This is a genomic window from Hugonella massiliensis (assembly GCA_001486445.1).
Lineage (GTDB): Bacteria > Actinomycetota > Coriobacteriia > Coriobacteriales > Eggerthellaceae > Hugonella > Hugonella massiliensis.
In genome coordinates, this window is the sequence record LN908985.1 from 150,626 (window position 1) to 170,118 (window position 19,493).

Annotated in this window: 16 protein-coding genes and 2 tRNA genes; 1 reads left to right on the forward strand and 17 read right to left on the reverse strand. The window is 60.9% G+C overall.

Annotated features, from left to right (window positions below; translation table 11 throughout):
• Positions 1 to 8 precede the first annotated feature (8 nt).
• The 13 genes from clpB to BN3270_RS02450 all read right to left on the reverse strand — a co-directional run bounded on the left by clpB (position 9) and on the right by BN3270_RS02450 (position 12,293).
• A complete protein-coding gene (gene clpB, locus BN3270_RS02390) occupies positions 9 to 2,639 on the reverse strand; it encodes an ATP-dependent chaperone ClpB (protein WP_058985598.1) in 2,631 nt (876 codons plus the stop codon).
• Positions 2,640 to 2,684: 45 nt separating this feature from the next.
• The gene (locus BN3270_RS02395; RefSeq protein WP_058985599.1) at positions 2,685 to 3,068 is read right to left on the reverse strand and encodes a heat shock protein transcriptional repressor HspR; all 384 of its coding nucleotides are present in this window, start codon (positions 3,066 to 3,068) and stop codon (positions 2,685 to 2,687) included.
• Positions 3,068 to 4,030, reverse strand: a complete 963-nt coding sequence (locus BN3270_RS02400; RefSeq protein WP_058985600.1) for a DnaJ C-terminal domain-containing protein — start codon at positions 4,028 to 4,030, stop codon at positions 3,068 to 3,070. Before BN3270_RS02400 ends, BN3270_RS02395 begins: the two co-directional genes overlap by 1 nt.
• Positions 4,031 to 4,128: 98 nt before the next feature.
• The gene (locus BN3270_RS02405; RefSeq protein ID WP_082673288.1) at positions 4,129 to 4,779 is read right to left on the reverse strand and encodes a nucleotide exchange factor GrpE; all 651 of its coding nucleotides are present in this window, start codon (positions 4,777 to 4,779) and stop codon (positions 4,129 to 4,131) included.
• Between the two features lie 5 nt (positions 4,780 to 4,784).
• Entirely contained in the window at positions 4,785 to 6,704 is a 1,920-nt protein-coding gene (dnaK, locus tag BN3270_RS02410; RefSeq protein ID WP_058985601.1) for a molecular chaperone DnaK, read from the reverse strand.
• A gap of 324 nt (positions 6,705 to 7,028) precedes the next feature.
• Positions 7,029 to 7,217, reverse strand: coding sequence for a 4Fe-4S binding protein (locus BN3270_RS02415; RefSeq protein ID WP_058985602.1), 189 nt, complete (start codon positions 7,215 to 7,217; stop codon positions 7,029 to 7,031).
• A gap of 196 nt (positions 7,218 to 7,413) precedes the next feature.
• A complete protein-coding gene (hypE, locus tag BN3270_RS02420) occupies positions 7,414 to 8,436 on the reverse strand; it encodes a hydrogenase expression/formation protein HypE (RefSeq protein ID WP_058985603.1) in 1,023 nt (340 codons plus the stop codon).
• 45 nt (positions 8,437 to 8,481) lie between these two features.
• A complete protein-coding gene (gene nikR / locus BN3270_RS02425; RefSeq protein ID WP_058985604.1) occupies positions 8,482 to 8,904 on the reverse strand; it encodes a nickel-responsive transcriptional regulator NikR in 423 nt (140 codons plus the stop codon).
• A gap of 70 nt (positions 8,905 to 8,974) precedes the next feature.
• On the reverse strand, positions 8,975 to 9,229 hold the full coding sequence (locus BN3270_RS02430; protein WP_058985605.1) for a hypothetical protein: 255 nt from the start codon (positions 9,227 to 9,229) through the stop codon (positions 8,975 to 8,977).
• 289 nt (positions 9,230 to 9,518) lie between these two features.
• A complete protein-coding gene (typA, locus tag BN3270_RS02435) occupies positions 9,519 to 11,333 on the reverse strand; it encodes a translational GTPase TypA (protein ID WP_058985606.1) in 1,815 nt (604 codons plus the stop codon).
• Positions 11,333 to 11,878: a J domain-containing protein gene (locus BN3270_RS02440; protein WP_058985607.1), complete on the reverse strand. Its 546-nt coding sequence runs from the start codon at positions 11,876 to 11,878 to the stop codon at positions 11,333 to 11,335. Before BN3270_RS02440 ends, typA begins: the two co-directional genes overlap by 1 nt.
• A 178-nt stretch (positions 11,879 to 12,056) precedes the next feature.
• Positions 12,057 to 12,132: transfer RNA gene (locus BN3270_RS02445), tRNA-Ala, on the reverse strand.
• An 84-nt stretch (positions 12,133 to 12,216) separates the two neighbouring features.
• Positions 12,217 to 12,293: transfer RNA gene (locus tag BN3270_RS02450), tRNA-Ile, on the reverse strand.
• Between the two features lie 187 nt (positions 12,294 to 12,480).
• On the opposite strand from BN3270_RS02450, the gene BN3270_RS02455 reads away from it, so the two are divergent.
• Positions 12,481 to 12,987 (forward strand): bifunctional nuclease family protein, encoded by a 507-nt coding sequence (locus BN3270_RS02455; protein WP_058985608.1) that lies wholly within the window; start codon positions 12,481 to 12,483, stop codon positions 12,985 to 12,987.
• Between the two features lie 152 nt (positions 12,988 to 13,139).
• On the opposite strand, the gene gyrA is transcribed toward BN3270_RS02455, so the two are convergent.
• The 4 genes from gyrA to recF all read right to left on the reverse strand — a co-directional run bounded on the left by gyrA (position 13,140) and on the right by recF (position 19,488).
• Positions 13,140 to 15,617: a DNA gyrase subunit A gene (gene gyrA, locus BN3270_RS02460; protein ID WP_271711895.1), complete on the reverse strand. Its 2,478-nt coding sequence runs from the start codon at positions 15,615 to 15,617 to the stop codon at positions 13,140 to 13,142.
• A 117-nt stretch (positions 15,618 to 15,734) separates the two neighbouring features.
• Positions 15,735 to 17,672: a DNA topoisomerase (ATP-hydrolyzing) subunit B gene (gyrB, locus tag BN3270_RS02465; protein ID WP_271711889.1), complete on the reverse strand. Its 1,938-nt coding sequence runs from the start codon at positions 17,670 to 17,672 to the stop codon at positions 15,735 to 15,737.
• Positions 17,673 to 17,833: 161 nt separating this feature from the next.
• The gene (locus tag BN3270_RS02470; RefSeq protein ID WP_058985610.1) at positions 17,834 to 18,358 is read right to left on the reverse strand and encodes a DciA family protein; all 525 of its coding nucleotides are present in this window, start codon (positions 18,356 to 18,358) and stop codon (positions 17,834 to 17,836) included.
• Positions 18,355 to 19,488, reverse strand: a complete 1,134-nt coding sequence (gene recF, locus BN3270_RS02475) for a DNA replication/repair protein RecF (protein ID WP_058985611.1) — start codon at positions 19,486 to 19,488, stop codon at positions 18,355 to 18,357. Before recF ends, BN3270_RS02470 begins: the two co-directional genes overlap by 4 nt.
• Positions 19,489 to 19,493 lie beyond the last annotated feature (5 nt).

The following is a 19,493-nucleotide window of genomic DNA, read 5'->3' on the forward strand; positions in this document are numbered from 1 at the left end:
GGCCGGGATTAGTCAGTCAGCTTCGGCTGCTCGGGTGCGGGATTCTGCACCGTGCAGGCGTAGTGCAGCTCGCCGTCGATGTCGATGGTCACCGTGGCACCTTCGAGGACCTTGCCACGAACGATTTCGTTGGCCACCAGGTCGACCACCTGCTTCTGGATAAGCCGCTTGAGCGGGCGGGCGCCGAACACCGGGTCGTAGCCCTCGAGCGCCAGCTGCTGCTTGGCGGCCGGCGTGACTTCCAACTTAATGCGGCGGTCGGCCAGACGCTTGCGCACGTCGGTCAGCTGCAGGTCGACGATCGGCTCGATATTGTCGAGCGTGAGACTGTTGAAGATGATCACATCGTCGATACGGTTGAGGAATTCGGGGCGGAAGGTGGTGCGCAGCGCACCGTCGACCGCATCCTTCATCTTCTTCTGGTCGCCATGCTCTGCGTACTCGCGGATGTACTGGCTGCCGATGTTCGACGTCATGATGATGATCGCGTTCTTGAAACTCACCACGCGACCCTGGCCGTCGGTCAGGCGACCGTCATCGAGCACCTGCAAGAGGATGTTGAAGACGTCGGGGTGAGCCTTCTCGATTTCGTCGAGCAAGATCACGCAGTAGGGGCGACGGCGCACCGCCTCGGTGAGCTGACCGCCCTCGTCGTAGCCCACGTATCCCGGAGGGGCACCGATCAGACGCTGAACGCTGAACTTTTCCATGTACTCCGACATATCGATACGCACCATAGCGCGCTCGGTGTCGAAGAGGTACTCGGCCAAGGCCTTTGCGAGCTCGGTCTTGCCCACGCCCGTGGGGCCCAGGAAGAGGAAGCTGCCGATGGGCTTGTCGGGGTCGGAAAGGCCCGCCTTGTTGCGGCGGATGGCGCTCGCCACGGCCGACACGGCTTCGTCCTGGCCCACAACGCGCTTATGCAGCACCTCTTCCAGGTTCACGAGCTTTTCCATCTCGCCCTGCATCATCTTGTGCACGGGAATACCCGTCCAGGCAGACACCACGTCGGCGATGTCTTCCTCGTTGACGACCTCTTCGAGAATCGCACCGTCTTCCTTCATCTTGTCGATTTCGGATTTGGCTTCATCGAGCTGCTTCTGCAAGTTGGGAATCGTCGCGTAACGCAACTCGGAAGCTTTGGAAAGCTCCCCGTCGCGCATGGCGCGCTCTTCTTCCTGCTGGGCGGCGTCGAGCTGGGTTTTCAGGTCGTTCTGGCGGTCGATCGTGACCTTCTCGTTCTTCCATTCGGCGTTGCGATGGTCCAGGTCCTCCTGGGCGACGGCGATGTCGTGGGTCAGCTTTTCCAAGCGTTCCCTGCTCGCCGGGTCCTTTTCCTTTTCGAGGGCCTGCTTTTCCATCTGCATCTGCATGAGCTTGCGGTTGGCGCGGTCGATGTCTTCGGGCTTGCTGTCGAGCTCGATACGACGGCGGCTCGCCGCCTCGTCCATCAGGTCGATGGCCTTGTCGGGCAGGAAGCGGTCGGAAATGTAGCGGTTCGAAAGCTCGGCGGCGGCCACGACGGCGTTGTCGGTGATCGTCACATGGTGGTGGATTTCGTACTTCTGCTTCAGGCCGCGCAGGATGGCGATCGTGTCTTCCACGGTAGGCTCGCCCACCATGACCGGCTGGAAACGACGGGCCAGGGCGGCGTCCTTCTCGATGTACTTGCGGTACTCGTCGAGCGTGGTCGCGCCGATGGCGTGCAACTCACCGCGGGCCAGGGCCGGCTTGAGCATGTTGCCGGCGTCGAGGCTGCTTTCGCCCGACGCGCCGGCACCCACGATCGTGTGAAGCTCGTCGATGAAGAGAATGATGCGGCCATCGCTCTGCTTCACCTCGCGCAGCACGGCTTTCAAACGGTCTTCGAACTCGCCGCGATACTTGGCGCCTGCCATCATCGAGCCCAAATCGAGGGCGATGATCTCGCGGTCTTTCAGGCTGCTCGGCACGTCGCCCGCCACGATGCGCTGGGCCAGGCCCTCGACGATGGCCGTCTTGCCGACGCCCGGCTCGCCGATGAGCACCGGGTTGTTCTTGGTGCGACGCGACAGCACCTGAATCGTGTGGCGAATTTCTTCGGAACGGCCGATGACCGGGTCGAGCTTGCCCTCGCGTGCCTGCTGGGTCAGGTTCTGGCCATACTGCTCCAGAGCTTCGAACTGAGCCTTCTGGTCGGGTTCGGTCACGCGGGTGTCGCCGCGCAGCTCTTCGTAGGCCTCTTCGATGTTCTTGCGCGTGAGGCCCGCGCCCGTGAGGATGTGGCCCGCCTCTCCCTTGTCCTGGGAAAGGGCGAGCAGAATATGCTCGGTCGTCGCGTAGCTGTCGCCCAGCTTTTCGGCGATCTTCACGGCTTCGTCGAGCGTTTTCAGCAAATCCTGACTCGGTACGCTCGGCATGCTCGACCCCGTCTGTTTGGGCAGGCGGTCGACCGCGTCGCTGGCCTGCTGGGCCAAGGTGGCCGCATCGGCGCCGATGCGCTTGATGATCGCGTTTAGGTTGTTCTCTTTCTCATTGAGCACGGCAGCAAGCAGGTGGAGGGGCTCCACCATCGCATTGTCGTGCTCGCTGGCCAAACTCATCGCGTTCTGCAGCGCCTGCTGCGAGGTGATGGCCAGCTTGTCCATGCGGAGTGCCATGTGGTCTCCTATCCTTGGATTCCGATTGGTTCCCTGCCGCCTGCCCTAGGGCAAACGGCGCAGCGCGTTGGTCTGGGCGACCACGAGCGAGGTCACGCTTTCGCGCGTTTCCAGCTCGCAGACGCGGTCGGCCAAGCGCCTGATCTTCTTATGAAGGCTGTCGAGCTCCCGATCGCGATCTTCGATGCGTCCCTGCAGATCGAGGATGCGAATCACGCCGGCCAGGTTGATGCCCTCGCCGGTGAGCTCGTTAATAAGTTCGAGCCGGTCGATATCGGCCTTCGAATACATGCGCGTATTGCCGCTCGTGCGCTGGGGCGACACCAGGCCCTTTTGCTCGTAGGAGCGCAGGGTCTGCGGGTGCACGCCCGCCAGCTTCGCGGCGACGCTGATCATGTAGAGCGGCTCGTTGTATGCGTCGTCGTCCATTACCAGCTCCTTAGCTCGTCATGAGACGCAGCCTGGAAGGCCTCGAGCGCCGCACGCTGTTCGTCGTTGAGCTCTTTGGGCACCCGCACGCGCACCTTGGCGAGCAAATCGCCCGTGCCCGCCCCTTTCACATGGGGCGCGCCGGCGCCGCGCACCTTCATCGTCGCGCCGTCCTGCGTGCCGGCGGGAATTTTCATGCGCACTTTCTTGCCGTCGGGCGTGGGCACGTCGACGCGCGCCCCCAAGGAGGCTTCCGCGATGCTTACGGGCACGTCGATGAGCACATCGGCCCCGTCGCGCTTGAAATAGGGGTGCGGGGCAATCTTGGTCGTAATCAGCAGGTCGCCGCGCGGCCCGCCGTTCTCGCCCAGCCCGCCACGGCCTTTGGCGCGCACACGCCCGCCATCGACGGCGCCTGCCGGGATCTTGCAGGAAATGGTTTCCGGTTCGCTCATTCCCGGCACCCGCACGGTCACGCGCTTGGTGCACCCGCGGAAGGCCTCGTCGAAGGACACGGTAAGGGTCACGTTCATGTCGCTGCCCTTGCGCGGGCGCGGCTGCCCGCCGAAGGGGCCGCCCCCGAAGGGCGAACCTCCGCCGAAGTCCCAGTTGCTGCCGAAAGCTCCGTCGCCACGGCGTATGCTCTCCAAGATATCCTGCCAGCTGCCAAAGTCGGCGCCGTTCATATTCACGGTGAACCCGCCGCCCCCGAAGGGGTTGCCACCGCCCCCGAAGGGAATCTTGCTCGCGTCGCCCGTGCCGTATTGGTCGTAGAGCTTGCGCTTCTTTTCGTCGCCGAGCACTTCGTAGGCTTCGTTGATTTCCTTGAACTTCTCCTCGTCGCCGCCGGCGTCGGGGTGGTTCTTGCGGGCCAGCTTGCGGAAGGCCTTCTTTATCTCGTCCTGTGTAGCGTTGCGTGGAACGCCGAGTGTCTTGTAGTAGTCCGGAGTCGAGCCGGGCATGACGCTCCACCTTCCTTTCGTCTTGTCGCGTTTCCGCGTATCTATCGTCTATGAAGCAACGGGCGGGCTCGCTGTCGCTCACCCGCCCGCTCCGCTTGCTATTCGGCCTTGTCGGCCTCTTCCTTCTTTTCCCGTTTGGGGCCGCCCGATGTGACGGTGACCATTGCGGGCCTGATGACCTTTTTGCCCATCTTGTAGCCCTTTTGGTACACGTCCTGCACCGTTTCGTCGGGGACCTGGGTGTTGTCCACCTTGGCCACCGCCTGCGCTTCGAGCGCATCGAACGGTTGTCCGGCCGGGTCGATGACCTCGACGCCCGATTTCACGAGCACGTCGACCAGCTTGGTGTGCACCTTTTGCACCCCATCGAGCAAGTCGCCCTCGCCGTTCTTCACGGCGTACTCGATGCTGCGCTCGAAATCGTCGAGCACGGGGAGCAGGTTGCCCACCAGCTTTTCGTTGGCGCGCTTGCGCTCTTCCTCGCGCTGATCGTTCGTGCGGCGGCGGTAGGTGTCCCATTCGGCGTGCAGCCTCATGAAACGGTCCTGCCATTCGGCTGCTTCGGCCTTGGCCGCAGCGAGCGCGTCGTCTGCCGAAGGAGCCGCCGCATCGTCGGCGGTTGCAGCATCGGCTGCCGCTTGGGCGGGCTGGTCGGCGGCGGGTGCTTCTTGCGCGCCCGCCGCGGCCTCTACCGTGGAATCCTCAGCCGCATCGGTCGCCTGTTCGGTGTGATCCTGATGCTCTTCCATGATTCCTACTTCCCCTTGTTCGCGTCGTCGTCGACCACTTCGTAATCGGCCTCGATCGGGGAGTCGTCATCCTGCTGCGGTGCAGCGCCCGCGGCAGACGCCCCGGCGCCCTGCGGTGCGCCCTGGTTCTGGCTGTACACGACCTCGCTCAGCTTGTAGCCAGCCTGCTGCAACTTTTCGGTTGCCGCCTTGATGGCGTCGATGTCGGTGCCGGCCAGCGCCTGCTTGGCTTCGTCGACGGCCGACTGAGCATTCTGCTTGGTGTCGGCCGGGACCTTGTCGCCCAGCTCCTGCAGGGTCTGCTCGGTCGCGTTGACCAGGGAGTCGCAGTTGTTGCGGGCTTCCACTTCTTCCTTGTGCTTGGCGTCTTCCTCGGCGTGGGCCTCGGCATCCTTCACCATGCGGTCGACTTCGTCGTCGGAAAGGGCCGTCGATCCCGAAATCGTGATTTGCTGCTGCTTGCCGGTGCCCAAATCCTTAGCGGACACGTTCACGATGCCGTTGGCGTCGATGTCGAACGTGACCTCGATCTGAGGCACGCCACGGCGGGCCGCCGGGATACCCGTGAGCTGGAACTTGCCCAGGGTCTTGTTATCGCGGGCCATTTCGCGCTCGCCCTGCAGGACGTGAATTTCAACGGAGGTCTGGTTGTCGGCCGCCGTGGAGTAGATTTCGGTCTTGCGGGTCGGGATCGTGGTGTTGCGGGGGATCATCTTGGTCATGACGCCGCCCATGGTTTCAACGCCCAGGGACAGGGGCGTCACATCGAGCAGAAGGATACCTTCCACGTCGCCGGCGAGCACGCCGCCCTGAACGGCAGCGCCCATGGCCACCACTTCGTCGGGGTTGACCGACATGTTGGGCTGCTTGCCCGTGATGGTCTTCACCAGATCCTGCACGGCAGGCATACGGGACGAACCGCCGACCAGCAGCACCTCGTTCACGTCGCCGGTCGAAAGGTTGGCGTCGGAAAGGGCGCGCTGAACCGGCTGCTTGCAACGCTCGAGCAAATCGCGGGTGATGCGTTCGAACTCGGCGCGCGTCAGCGTGTAGTCCAGGTGCTTGGGGCCCGTGGCGTCGGCGGTGATGAAGGGCAGGTTGATGTTGGTCTGGGTCGTGCTCGAAAGCTCGATCTTGGCCTTTTCAGCGGCTTCCTTCAAACGCTGCAGGGCCATCTTGTCGCCGCGCAGGTCGATGCCGTTTTCCTGCTTGAACTTGTCGGCCATCCAATCGATGACGCGCTGGTCCCAGTCGTCGCCGCCCAGGTGGTTGTCGCCGGCGGTCGAGCAGACCTCGAAGACGCCGTCGCCCAGCTCGAGGACCGACACGTCAAAGGTGCCGCCACCCAAGTCGAACACGAGGACCTTTTCGTCCTTGTTGGTCTTATCGAGGCCGTAGGCCAGGGCCGCAGCGGTCGGCTCGTTGATGATGCGCATGACCTCGAGGCCGGCAATCTTGCCGGCGTCCTTGGTAGCCTGACGCTGGGCGTCGTTGAAGTAGGCGGGGACGGTGATGACGGCCTGGGTGATGGGGCTGCCCACCTGCTTTTCGGCGTCGGTCTTCAGCTTCTGCAGAACCATGGCCGAAATCTCTTCCGGCATGTAGTCCTTGCCGTCGATGTCGATGACCGCACGGCCGTCCTTGCCGTTCTTCACGTTGTAGGACACGGTCTTCTGCTCATCGAGCGTTTCCTGATAGGAGCGGCCGATGAAGCGCTTCACCGAGGAAATCGTGTTCTCGGGGTTCGTGACGGCCTGGTTCTTGGCGGCCTTGCCGACCACGCGCTCGCCGTCTTTGCGGAAACCCACCACCGACGGGGTAGTGCGGTCGCCTTCGGCGTTTACCAGAATCTCAGGCTCCGAGCCTTCCATGACAGCCATCGCCGAATTGGTGGTGCCCAAGTCGATACCGATGATCTTGCTCATGTATCTATCCTTTCAGTTGCCTGCTAATGCCTTGGTTGGGTGAGGGGGGAATTCCAGGTTCAGAATTTCTTCACGATTGGGAATATAAAATCTTAGTGTTCACCTGTCAAGTTTTCTGCCTTACATGCAGTAAACGCTCTTATGAGGCGTTGACCTGGTCTTTCGTCCGCAACTGCGGGCCGAACCGTCCGTTTGCATCGGTCTGCATCTGTTCCGTAACGCGCCCGTTACCCTCGGAAGCCCCGCCAAAGCACTCCTCTCTACATAGAAAAAGCCCTGGCCACACGGGCCAGGGCTTTTCGGGTGCGCTGCTCTGCGGATACCTTAGTCCTCTTGGATTTCGGTGATGGCGCCCATGGGGCACTCTTCCAGGCAATCGCCGCAGGCGATGCAGGATTCCTCGTTGGCGACCACGCAAACGCCGCCGTCGACTTCCAGAACTTCCTGAGGGCAGGCGTCGACGCAAATGCCGCAACCGATGCAATCATCCGTGCTGATAAGAGGCTTGGACATAGTGTTCTCCTTCTCGTATCGTCTACCCGTTTCGCAACGGGAGCGCTGGTATGTAGCGCAAGATACCATCTTCGTCAGGCATTGCAAGATGACACGCTCGAAATGCCGTTCATCGATGGTAAGCGGAGCCCTGCTTCCCCGAAGGCAACGCGTGGCGCAACTATAGCGCACCGACGCGGTAACGTTAGGGGGCAAATTAGCAAATGCGGGGAAGTTGCTGACCGACGAGCATATCGAGGATGCGGGTACTCCCAAAGCCCGTGCGCACGGTCACGCGGCTAGGCCGGCCCGCTTCCGTTGCCGTTACCTCGCCGATAATCGCCGCGTCCGCCCCGTATTTGTGGGCGCGCATGGCCGCCAGCGCCGCGTCCGCCTCACAGGCGGGCACCACGCAGACCATCTTGCCTTCGTTGGCCACCTGCATGATGTCGTAACCCAGCATGTCGCAGGCGCCACGCACGGCGTCCTTCACCGGGACCGCATCCTCATCGATCACCATATCGACGCCCGACTGCTCGGCGAGCTCGTTCAAGGTCGACGCGATCCCGCCGCGGGTGGGGTCGCGGAAGCAGTGCACATGCGGAGCTGCGGCGATGACGTCGGCGATCAGACCGTTGAGCGGGGCGGCGTCGCTGGCCAGGTCGGCATGGAAGCTCAGCTCCTCACGCAGGCTCATGATCGTGATGCCGTGGTCGCCCAAGGTGCCGCTCACCAAGATCTTGTCACCCGGCGCGCAGAGCTCGCCGCCCAGATGGCGGCCTTCGGGAAGGAAACCCACGCCCGCCGTGTTGATGTAGATGCCGTCGCCGTGGCCGCGATTGACCACCTTGGTATCGCCCGTGACGATGCGCACACCGGCTTCCTTGGCCGTGGCCGCCATCGAAGCGCAGATGCGCCTCAGGTCTTCCATTGGGAAGCCCTCTTCCAGGATCATGCCGCAACTGAGGTACTGGGGCACCGCGCCGCTCGTGGCCACGTCGTTGACCGTGCCGCAAATCGCCAAATGCCCGATGTCGCCGCCGGGGAAGAAATGCGGCGTCACCACGAAGCTGTCGGTCGAAAAGGCCAGGCGCTCGCCCGCTGCCGGCACCGGCAGCACGGCGGCGTCGTTACCCTGGTTGAGTTCGTCGTTTCCGTAGGCTTCCATGAACACGTCGTCGATGATGCGGCACATCATCGTGCCGCCGCTCCCGTGTCCGAGCAGTACCGTTTCGTCCATCATGCGTCCTTTTCTCCGTATACCGATTGGCCCATCCTAGAGCCTTTAGAAGTATTTTCCCGTTGTCGTGAGAACCAGTTTGCCGGTCTTCACGCCCTTGGTGCCTAAGATGAGGTCGGCCAGCCCCTGAATCTCGCCGGTCTCGCCCTTCATGATGATGACCTCCAAACACCATTCCTCGTTCATGTGGATATGCGTGGTCGACACGATGCTCTCATAGTACTGGTGCTGAATAGCGTCGAGCTTGTCGCGCAAGACGCTCGCGTGATGGTCGAAGACGATGGTAAGGGTGCCCATGACTTCGGTGCCGGGGCGGGCGCATTCGTCTTCCACGAGCGCTTCGCGCACGAGATCGCGCACAACCTCGCTTCGGTTTTTAGCCAAGCCGCGGCGGGCCACCAACTGGTCGAATTCCACGAGCAGGTTTTCGGGCATTGCCACCGAAAACCGCATCAAATCGTTTGCCATGCGAGCTCCTGACATGAAAAATCCCCCGCAGGGCGCACTGCAGGGGAACGAAAGCGGGCGGGACGAATCGCTATACCAACTTCACTTGCACGTTGGCCAAACGCTCGGCGTCGTCTTCCAAGGCGTCCTGGGCGTCGGTCATAAGCGCGCGGGCGTCGTCGAGCAGAGCCTGGGCCTGATGCATGATCTCGTTGGTCTTGTCGTAGCCGTTGTCTCCGGCGAGGTGGGCCAGCTTATGCATCCAGCGGCGATTCACTGCCAGCTGGTCGTCCATCTGTTCGAGCATCATCTTGTACTGGCCGGTATTCACTCCGTTTGAGCACATAGCAAAGCACTCCTTCGATTGCGCAATCTTCGTATGACCGCATTATCGTGCGCGGCAGGGGAGCGCACAACCGATAAAGACGAAATTGTGTGAAGAATTCTTCCTCGAGTAACAATCGACCGGCGGGACCGTCTGTTTTCGCTGCGCCTCGATTATCTCGCCCGCGATGTTGGGGGCAAGGTCGCAGGCCCCGAAAGGTGAACACGATACGCCACGCCTACGCAGGCGGCCGCAGATGCACCTAATAAGAAAGCCGCACCTCTCTTGGTGCGGCTTTCTTACAACGGGGCTATTTGCCCTTGTTGGCCTTCTTGCGGGCCACCGTGTCCAAAATGCGCTTGCGCAGGCGGATATTCTTCGGTGTCACTTCCACCAGCTCGTCGTCCTGGATGTACTCCAGTGCCTCTTCGAGGGTGAACTTCACCGGCGGGGTGAGCTGAATGGCCTTGTCGGCCGTCGACGAACGCTGGTTGCCCAGGTTCTTGGTCTTCGACACGTTGACGACCATGTCGCCTTCCTTGGCGGACTCGCCCACGATCATGCCTTCGTAGCATTCGTCGCCCGGGGACACGAACAGGCGGCCGCGCTCCTGCAGGGTATCGAGCGCGTAAGCCACGGCCTTGTCGGTCGACATGGAAATCATCGATCCGTTGCGGCGGCCGGCGTATTCGCCGCGGTAGGGGCCGTACTCGCTGAAGCGATGGAACATGTTCGCCTCGCCGCGCGTGGCGTTGAGCAGGCGCGTGCGCAGACCCATCGTGCCGCGCGTGGGGATTTTGAAGACGAGCTGGGTCTGGTCGCCCTTGGTGACCATGTCGAGCATTTCGCCGCCGGCAGTACCGAAGACTTCGATGCACTTGCCCGCGTATTCGCTCGGCGTTTCAACCGTAGCTTCCTCGATGGGCTCCAGCATCTTGCCGTTCTCGTCCTTCTTCATGATGACGCGCGGGCGGCCCACCTGGAGCTCGAAGCCCTCGCGGCGCATCGTTTCGATAAGCACCGAAATCTGCAGAATGCCACGACCGGACACCTCGATGCCCGACTTGTCCTCGAGTTGGGCGATCTTCATCGTCACGTTCGATTCGGCTTCGGCGAAGAGGCGCTCGTTGAGCTGGCGGGCGCCGACGATTTCACCGTCGTTGCCCACGAGCGGGCTGTCGTTGGGCTGGAACACGACGGCCATCGTGGGCTCGTCGATCTTGATCGGGTCGAGCTCGACCGGATGATCGATGCTCGTCACCATGTCGCCGATGTCGGCGTCTTCCACGCCCACGACGGCGATGATATCGCCGGCCGTCGCCTGGTCTTCTTCCTTCTTACCAAGCTTGTCGAAGGTGAAAACCTGTTTGATGGTCGTGTTGTAGCGAGTACCGTCGCGCTTGATCACGAGCACCTGCTCGTTCTTGTGCAGGGTGCCGGAATAGAGACGGCCGACACCGATGCGGCCCACGAAACTCGAATGGTCGACCGTGCAAATCTGCAGGGCCACCGGGCCGTCGGGCTGGACGTCAGGAGCGGGAATCTCCTTCAGGATGGTATCGAGCAGGGGAATCATGTCCATGTTGCCGTCGTCGGCCTCATAGCGGGCATAGCCGTTCATCGCGCTCGCGTAGACCACGGGGAAGTCGAGCTGTTCGTCGGAAGCGTTCAGTTCGACCATGAGGTCGAAGACTTCGTCGAGCACCTCTTCGGGGCGGGCGCCCGGTCGGTCGATCTTGTTGATGACGACGACGATGCGCAGGCCCAAGTCGAGCGCATGGCGCAGCACGAAACGCGTCTGGGGCATGGGCCCTTCGAAGGCGTCGACAATCAGCAGAGCACCGTCGGCCATATTGAGCACGCGCTCAACTTCGCCACCGAAGTCAGCGTGACCCGGCGTGTCGATGACGTTGATCTTGACGTCCTTGTAGGTGATGGAAATGTTCTTCGACAAGATGGTGATGCCGCGTTCGCGCTCCTGGTCGTTGCTGTCGAGCACGCGGTCTTCCACCTGCTGGTTAGCGCGGAACACGTTGGTGGTCTTCATTAGCTGGTCGACCAGGGTGGTTTTGCCATGGTCGACGTGGGCGATGATGGCCACGTTGCGAAGGTTGTCCTGTTTCATTACCCCAATTCCTCTATCTCTTGAAGGATTCTCTTCTTCTCTTTGGTCAACTCATCAAGCCTATCACTCAGAGAGTTGATGTTTTGCGTGGTGGAAACTACTTCGATTAACCCCCATACCGCCGCCGTGCCGGCGATACCCGCCAGCCAGACAATGCGGCGCATAAAAATCGCGATCAGAGCGCCTACCACGAGCATCGTAAGCCCGTTGCGCCGAGAATCGAGCAGGGCGTCGCGTTGGGCCACCAGCTGGGCGCGAGCCGCTTGGATGCCGGCAAGGCGAGCTTCCAGCTCGTCCTCGCGCGACGAAGCGGAGCGTGCGCGCCCGGTGTGCGATCCGCCCCCTTTCGCACCGTGGTCCCTCAGATAGGAATAGGCTTCCTGAAGGTTCTTGAATTGCTCGGTCGCTCGTTTTTGCAGCTTGGGCTTACCGGCAAACCGGTCGGGATGCATGATCTGGGCCGATTCCTTATAGGCGATGACGATGTCCTCGTCCGTCGCATCCTCGTCAAGGCCGAGCGTGCGCAAAGCTTCTTGTCGGTTCACGGCAACCCCTCGCTTCGTTCAAGCATATCCTGCGGTGTGTAACGTGAGAATCGCATTGGATTCTAGCGGCGACGCGCGCCCGATGCCAGCATCCCAAGGCCAAAAGTGGTCTGCGTGCAAAGCCTCACGGCTGTACGCATAAAAAAATCCGCCCTGAGGCGGAAAACAACCAAGAAAATGGTGGAGCATAGGGGGATCGAACCCCTGACCTCAGGCTTGCAAAGCCCGCGCTCTCCCAGCTGAGCTAATGCCCCACGTTGCCGCGCGCAGCTCGTTTAGATATAAATAAACGCTCCACCGGCAAACTCGGCTCACGGTGGAGCGTTTATCAGTAAAAATGGTGGGCCCGAATGGATTTGAACCAGCGACCTCACGCTTATCAGGCGTGCGCTCTAACCAACTGAGCTACGGGCCCGCGAAAAACGCGCTTAATTAAAATACCAACCGCCTAGAGGAGTGTCAAATTAAATCTTGAGTTATGAAGTTTCTCCACAACTTCAGTTCCTTCACCTTATCCTGCATGCGGAATGACTCTTTAAGGAACCGTCGTTTCGCCCCATTCACCACACAGCGTGCTTTATCCTACAAGAGGAGGTGGTCCCATGCTTATTCCCGTCGCGATTCAGACCCTCGTGGCTACCGAGCCGCCCAATCCCTCGGTTCTCGTCCTGTGCCCGGCCAACGACTTAACCGTGTCGCGCACCCGGCGCATCGTCCCCATTTGGGTCGGAGCCCACGAAGCCGCGCAAATCAGCGCAGCCATCCAACACCTCTCATTTAAACGGCCCATGACGCACACCCTTATGCTCGACGCGCTTGCGACGCTCGATGCCACCGTCGAAGAAGTGCAGATTGTCGACGTGCAGGACGTCACGTTTTTCGCCCACGTCATATTGAAGCACGAAGGAGACATCATCACACTCGATGCCCGACCGAGCGACGCCGTCGTTCTTGCGCTTCGTTCGAACGCCCCGCTCTACATGGCCGATACCGTGTTCGAGCGCGCATCGTATCCCTTCATATTCAAAGAAGAACCGACGAACGAAGACGAGCTCAAAGAATTCGAAGCGTGGATTCAGGATATCTCGCCCGATGACTTCGCCCAGTAGGCGATCGACTCGGTCTTTTCCCTTTCTGCCGTCGACCTACTGGTCCTTCCATGAAGCGCCCTACGCAGAGGGCCGGCATGCTTCACGCATGCCGGCCCTCTCTTCGTTGTTTCACGTGAAACATGTTTCATGAAACAAGGCGTTATGGCCTGTTATTCCTCGTCGACATCCACATCCAAGTCGTCGACCGAGCTGCCCACGCGCTTATGGCGTTTGCCCTTGCTGTCATCGGCAATGCCGACGGCAACCACCTTGTCCTTGGCTTCCACATTCATGATGCGAACGCCCTGAGTCGAGCGGCCCAGTTCCGACACGCCCTTCACCGGGGTGCGCACGACCACGCCCTCCTCGGTGATGATGATGAGCTCGTCATCTTCGGCCACGATCTTGGCAGCCGCCAGGTCGCCCTTCTTCTTGGTCATCGTGATCGTATAGACACCCTGACCGCCACGGTGATGTAGGGGATACTCGTAGACCGACGTGCGTTTGCCGTAACCCTTTTCGGTAATCACGAAGAGGTCGGTATCGGGCTTGCCGATCGACATGTCGAGCACGCGCTCATCTTCGGGCAGTTTCATACCGCGGACGCCCTTGGTATCGCGTCCCATAGCACGGGCTTCCGATTCATCCCACACGATGGCCTTGCCGGCGTTCGACACCATGAAGACCTTCTCGCCTTCCGACACACGCTTGACGCTGATGAGTTCGTCGCCCTCGTTGAGGTTGATGGCGATCAGACCGTCCTTGCGGGTGCGGTCGTAGAGGCTCATCGAAGTCTTCTTCACCATGCCCTGGGCCGTCGCGAACATAAGGAACTCGTCTTCGGGGAAGTCCTTGGTCGCAATAACGGCTCGGACCGTTTCGCCGTCCGACTTGCGCAGGTTGAGCAAGTTGATGATGGCGGTGCCGCGGGCGTGGCGGCCGGCTTCGGGAATCTCGTAGACCTTCAGGCGATACACCTTTCCCTTACTCGTGAAGAAGAGCATATAGGCATGGGTCGACGCGATGAAGAGGTGCTCAACGAAGTCGTTCTCCTTCAGGCTCACACCCTGCATGCCCTTACCGCCGCGCTTTTGCTGACGGTACGTCGCGAGCGGAAGGCGTTTGATGTACCCGCTCTTGGTGACCGTTACGACCATGTCCTCGTCGGCGATGAGGTCTTCCACTTCGATGTCGGTCGTCGAAGAGGCTGTGATGGTCGTACGGCGCGGGGTGTCGAACTTCTTCTTGATCTCGAGCAGCTCGTCTTTGATGATCTGCTTCACCAGATTCTCGTCGGCAAGCACGCGCTTGTAGTAATCGATTTTCTCTTCAAGCTCCTTCAATTCTGCAACGAGCTTGTCGTATTCCAGGCCAGTCAGACGGCGCAGGCGCATTTCCAGAATGGCGTTGGCTTGGATCTCGTCGAGGTTGAAGTTGGCGATCAAGCGCTCGCGCGCTTCCTTGTCGGTCTTCGAAGACCGAATCGTATGGATGACCGCATCGATGTTGTCCAAGGCGATGAGCAAGCCGCGCACGATATGGGCGCGCTCTTCTGCCTTCTGCAGGTCGTAACGCGTACGACGGACGATGACGTCTTCCTGATGCTTGATGTAGTAGAAGAGAATCTCTTTGAGCGACAGGGTATGCGGCACCCCGTCGACCAGGGCAAGCATGTTGCAGCCGAAGGTGGTCTGCAGCTGCGTGTGCTTGTAGAGCTTGTTGAGCACGACCTGCGGAAGGGCGTTCTGCTTGAGCTCGATGATGATGTCGATGCCATGGCGGTCGGCGCCGTCGTGCACGTTCGAAATCTCGGGCAGCTGCTTCTCGCGAATGAGCTCGCCGATTTTCTCAAGCAGGCGCGTACGGTTCACCATGTAAGGGATTTCCTTCACGGTGATAATCGAACGGCCGCGCTTGGTTTCCGAAATCTCGCAGCGCGCACGCAAGGTGAGCGACCCGCGCCCCGTTTCGTAGGCGTCGACGATGCCTTTCTTGCCGCAGATGATGGCGCCCGTGGGGAAGTCGGGGCCCGGCAAGACCTTCATGAGGTCCTGCGTGGTGCAGTCGGGGTTTTCCATCATGAGAATCGTGGCGTCGATAGTCTCGCCTAGGTTGTGGGTGGGAATGTTGGTCGCCATACCCACGGCGATGCCCTGGCTGCCGTTAACGAGCAGGTTGGGGAAACGGGCCGGCAGGACCACCGGTTCACGCAGGCTCTCATCGTAGTTAGGCTGCCAATCGACCGTTTCCTTGTCGAGGTCGCGCAGCATTTCCATGGCCGGACGGGCAAGACGGGCTTCGGTATAACGCATAGCAGCGGCACTGTCGCCGTCGATCGAACCAAAGTTGCCGTGGCCGTCGACCAGAGGCACGCGCATCGAGAAGGGCTGAGCGAGGCGCACCATGGTCTCGTACACGGCCGAGTCGCCATGCGGATGGTACTTACCAATAACGTCGCCGACGGTACGAGCCGACTTCGAATGGGGACGGTTGGGCAGGATACCGCTTTCGTACATAGCGTAGAGAATGCGGCGATGGACGGGCTTCAGGCCGTCGCGTACGTCGGGGAGGGCGCGCGCCACGATAACGCTCATCGAGTATTCGATGAAGGACTGGCGCATCTGGTAGCCCAGTTCGGCCGGTTCCACGTGGGCGGAGTTCGCAATCTCCTCCGGCGTGGCTTCCGCGCCCTCCTCGGGCTCCTGACCCGTATCTTTAGGATCGTCTGCCAACTTGTAACTCCTTTATCTTCGTTTGAGCTGCGATTAGATGTCGAGGAAACGCGCGTCTTTAGCGTGCTCCTGAATGTACTTCTTGCGCGGTTCTACTTCAGAGCCCATAAGCTCGCTCACCGCTCTTTCGGCAGCGGCGGCATCGTCGATTGTCACCTGCATGACGATGCGCTGGTCGGGGTCCATCGTGGTCGCCCACAGCTGGTCGGGGTCCATTTCGCCCAAACCCTTGTAGCGCTGCACCGACGGCTTCTTGTCTTCGGGATACGCCTTCATGGCCTCGGCGAGGGCGTCGTCGTTGTAGCAGTACTTGATCTTCTTCTTGCCCTCTTTGATGCCGTACAGGGGCGGCTTGGCGATGTAGATGTACCCGCGGTTGATGAGTTCGGGCATATAGCGATAGAAGAAGGTAAGCAGAAGGATCTGAATGTGGGCGCCGTCGACGTCGGCATCGGTCATGATGATGATGCGATGATAGCGGGCCTTTTCGGCATCGAAATCCTCGCCGATGTTGGTGCCCACGGCCGTGATGAGCGAGCTGATCGTGTCGCTCGACAGGGCGCGGTGCAAGCCGGCGCGTTCGACGTTGAGGATCTTGCCGCGCAGAGGCAAGATGGCCTGGTATTTTCGGTCGCGGGCCTGTTTGGCCGACCCGCCTGCCGAGTCGCCCTCGACGATGAACATTTCGCACTCGGCAGCGTTTTTGCTGCTGCAGTCAGCCAGCTTGCCCGGCAAGCTGAAGGAGTCGAGCACGCTCTTACGGCGCGTCATCTCGCGGGCCTTACGCGCGGCCTCGCGTGCCTTCAAGGCGCGGCTCGCCTTGTCGACGATCTTCTTGCCCGGGGTGGGGTTCTCTTCCAAGAACTCGCCCAGGCCCTGCGTCACCGCGCTCGACACCAAACCGCGCATTTCGCTGTTGCCCAGTTTGGTCTTGGTCTGGCCTTCGAACTGGGGTTCGTGCAGCTTGACCGAAATCACGGCGCACAAACCCTCGCGCACGTCGTCGCCGGTGAGGTTGTTGTCCTTTTCCTTCAGCAAACCGCGATTGCGGGCGTAGTCGTTCATCGTGCGCGTAAGCGCCGTCTTGAAGCCGTCGAGATGGGTGCCGCCCTCGATCGTGTTGATGTTGTTGGCAAAGGAGAAGACCGTGTTAGTCGCGTAGGATTCCGTCCATTGCATGGCCACTTCGACCTCGCCGGCTTCGGATTCCGCCTCGAAGTAGATCGGCTTGGTGTTGATGGGCTCCTTGCCGCTCACCAGGTACTTCACGTAGTCGATAAGACCATATTTGTACTGGAAGGTCTCGCCCTTGAAGGAGCCGTCTTCGTTCTTCACGCGTTCGTCGGTGAGGTTGATCTTCAGGCCCTTGTTCAGGAAGGCCATCTCGCGGAAGCGCTCGGCGAGCGTGTCGTAGTTGAAGGTGGTCGTCTCGGTGAAGATTTCCGGATCGGGCCAGAACTGCACGGTGGTGCCGGTGTGCTTGGCCGTGCCGACCTTCTTCAGCTTTTCGACCGTCTTGCCGCGCTCGAAGGCGATTTCGTAGAGGTTGCCGTCGCGCGCCACCTGCACCGTCATGTGGGTTGACAGCGCGTTGACGACCGAAACGCCCACGCCGTGCAGGCCGCCCGACACCTTGTAGCCCTCGCCGCCGAACTTGCCTCCGGCATGCAGGATGGTGAGTACGACCTCAACGGTGGGAATATGTTCTTTGGGATGAATATCGACGGGAATGCCGCGGCCGTTGTCGACGCATTTGACGCTGCCGTCTTCCATGATGTGCACGTCGATATCGGTGCAGTACCCAGCGAGGGCCTCGTCGACCGAGTTGTCGACGACCTCGTACACCAGGTGGTGAAGGCCGCGGGCGCTCGTCGAGCCGATGTACATGCCCGGGCGCTTGCGGACCGGTTCCAGGCCTTCGAGAACCTGGATGTCACCGCCGTTGTAATGGGATGGTTTGGTTTCTGCCACGCTCTGCTCCTTTTGCAGTGATGTTGGGTTTGGAGAGAACATACGCAGGGGGCGCCCTGCGTAAGCGTGGAGAATTCTACCATAGATTCATGGCGCAAATATGACGCTGAAAACGCCAAATAGGCCTGAGAGCTATTCTCGCGCTTTCTGAGACGTATTTGCTAACTTTCTGCAGGAGGATGAGGGGAGTTGCCCTTCTTCCACTCCAAATCACGAATCATGGCTTCTTTAAAATGCTCTCTTAGCCGCGAATCGGGTATTTTCGATACAGAGTCCTCTACAGACTGTAATTCGGCCTGTGAGAGCGGCACAGCGGGGTGTGCATCGATTTCGGGCTTTTTCGTCTGAGCGTAGGGATGCTCGAGCTTTCGCTGACCGCGCGAGATGTGGATAGAGAACTCATCGATGTGCTCGCCGAACTGTTCGGCGCACATGAGCTTGAGGAGCTCGCGCCGATTGTTGAGCTCGGCCGCGTAAATGCTCTCGTCCACGTACACGTGCATCTGCCGCTTGCCGTCTTTGGTGAACACGTACACGCCGTTGGTATGGGCAAGAATCGCCGGTTCCACCAGTTGCGCCCACATGTCGCGCACCTGCTTCACGCGGGCCGCCTTGCGAATGGCGCCTGCGTCCATGCCCGGTATCTTGTCGAGTGCGGAATAGACGGTGTCGGAAAACTTTTTCATGCGGGGCCCTCCCCGAGCCTCACGATCCGAGCGCGCCGTTTCATCGCATCGGTGAAATAGGCGGCGTTCGTGGTGGTAATGAACGTTTGGATGTCGTCGGCCACGAACTCCATGAAGTAGGCCCGGCGTCGCTCGTCGAGTTCGCTCATCACGTCGTCGAGGAGGAGGAGCGGTTTGCGCCCCATCGCGTCTTCGATTGCCGCCGCTTCGGCTAGCTTGTAGGCGAGCACGATGCAACGCTGCTGGCCCTGGCTGGCGAAATGCACGGCATTGCGGCCGTCGAGCAGAAAGAGCACGTCGTCGGCATGGGGGCCCGCGACGGTCCGCCGACGGGCGCGTTCGACCGGCCGCATGGCACGACCGTAGGATTCCAGGCTCGAGAGGGCCTCGTCGCGGTCGAACGCGTAGCGCGCGAGCTCATCGTCGTCGCCGCGCAGCCAACAGGGCACGTAGTTGAGGGCAACCCGCTCGTCGCCGCCTGAAATCTCCTTATAGAACCGCTGGAAGTAGGGCTGCACGCGTTCCACGATCGTCATACGATGCGAAAGCACCTGCACGCCCACCCGTACGAGCACGTCGTCTATCGAGGACAGATAGGTATCGGATTCCTCGGCCTTGAGCGCCCGGTTCTTCTGCTTCACGAGTTTCGCATAGTCGCTGCGCACGGCAGCGAAGTTCTTCGAGATCTGCGCGCCCAAGGCGTCGAGCGCGTCCCGGCGGGCGGCGGCCGCCCCCTTAACCAGGTGCAGGTCGTCGGGAGTGAAGGTCACCGCCGGTAAGAGGCCTGCCAGGTCGGCAACCCGTTTGGTCTTGCCGTTGAGCTTGTAGCTGCGCGAAGAGCCTTTGATATCGAGCTCGACACTCAGGTCACGCGCCTCGCCGATCAGACGCGCGCCCACATGGGCCCGCGTCTCGCCCCACTTCACCAGCCGAGACGCCTTCGACGTGCGAAATGATTCCAGGGCCGTGACGAGTTGAATCGCCTCGACGACGGTCGTCTTTCCCACCGCGTTGGGCCCTACGAGAATCGTGAGGTAGCCCAACTCGTCGAGGCGGAAGGAATCATAGTTGCGAAAGTGCACGAGGTCGAGCGATGCAAGGTGAAGCTCGTCGGCGGTGTCAAAGGCCATGGAGC

Coding starts and splice junctions, on each gene's coding strand:
- BN3270_RS02455 (WP_058985608.1), top strand. CDS start 12,481: ATGCTTATTCCCGTCGCGATTCAGACCCTCGTGGCTACCGAGCCGCCC.
- clpB (WP_058985598.1), bottom strand. CDS start 2,639: ATGGCACTCCGCATGGACAAGCTGGCCATCACCTCGCAGCAGGCGCTG.
- dnaK (WP_058985601.1), bottom strand. CDS start 6,704: ATGAGCAAGATCATCGGTATCGACTTGGGCACCACCAATTCGGCGATG.
- BN3270_RS02405 (WP_082673288.1), bottom strand. CDS start 4,779: ATGGAAGAGCATCAGGATCACACCGAACAGGCGACCGATGCGGCTGAG.
- BN3270_RS02400 (WP_058985600.1), bottom strand. CDS start 4,030: ATGCCCGGCTCGACTCCGGACTACTACAAGACACTCGGCGTTCCACGC.
- typA (WP_058985606.1), bottom strand. CDS start 11,333: ATGAAACAGGACAACCTTCGCAACGTGGCCATCATCGCCCACGTCGAC.
- recF (WP_058985611.1), bottom strand. CDS start 19,488: ATGGCCTTTGACACCGCCGACGAGCTTCACCTTGCATCGCTCGACCTC.
- BN3270_RS02395 (WP_058985599.1), bottom strand. CDS start 3,068: ATGGACGACGACGCATACAACGAGCCGCTCTACATGATCAGCGTCGCC.
- BN3270_RS02470 (WP_058985610.1), bottom strand. CDS start 18,358: ATGAAAAAGTTTTCCGACACCGTCTATTCCGCACTCGACAAGATACCG.
- hypE (WP_058985603.1), bottom strand. CDS start 8,436: ATGGACGAAACGGTACTGCTCGGACACGGGAGCGGCGGCACGATGATG.
- BN3270_RS02415 (WP_058985602.1), bottom strand. CDS start 7,217: ATGTCCAAGCCTCTTATCAGCACGGATGATTGCATCGGTTGCGGCATT.
- nikR (WP_058985604.1), bottom strand. CDS start 8,904: ATGGCAAACGATTTGATGCGGTTTTCGGTGGCAATGCCCGAAAACCTG.
- BN3270_RS02430 (WP_058985605.1), bottom strand. CDS start 9,229: ATGTGCTCAAACGGAGTGAATACCGGCCAGTACAAGATGATGCTCGAA.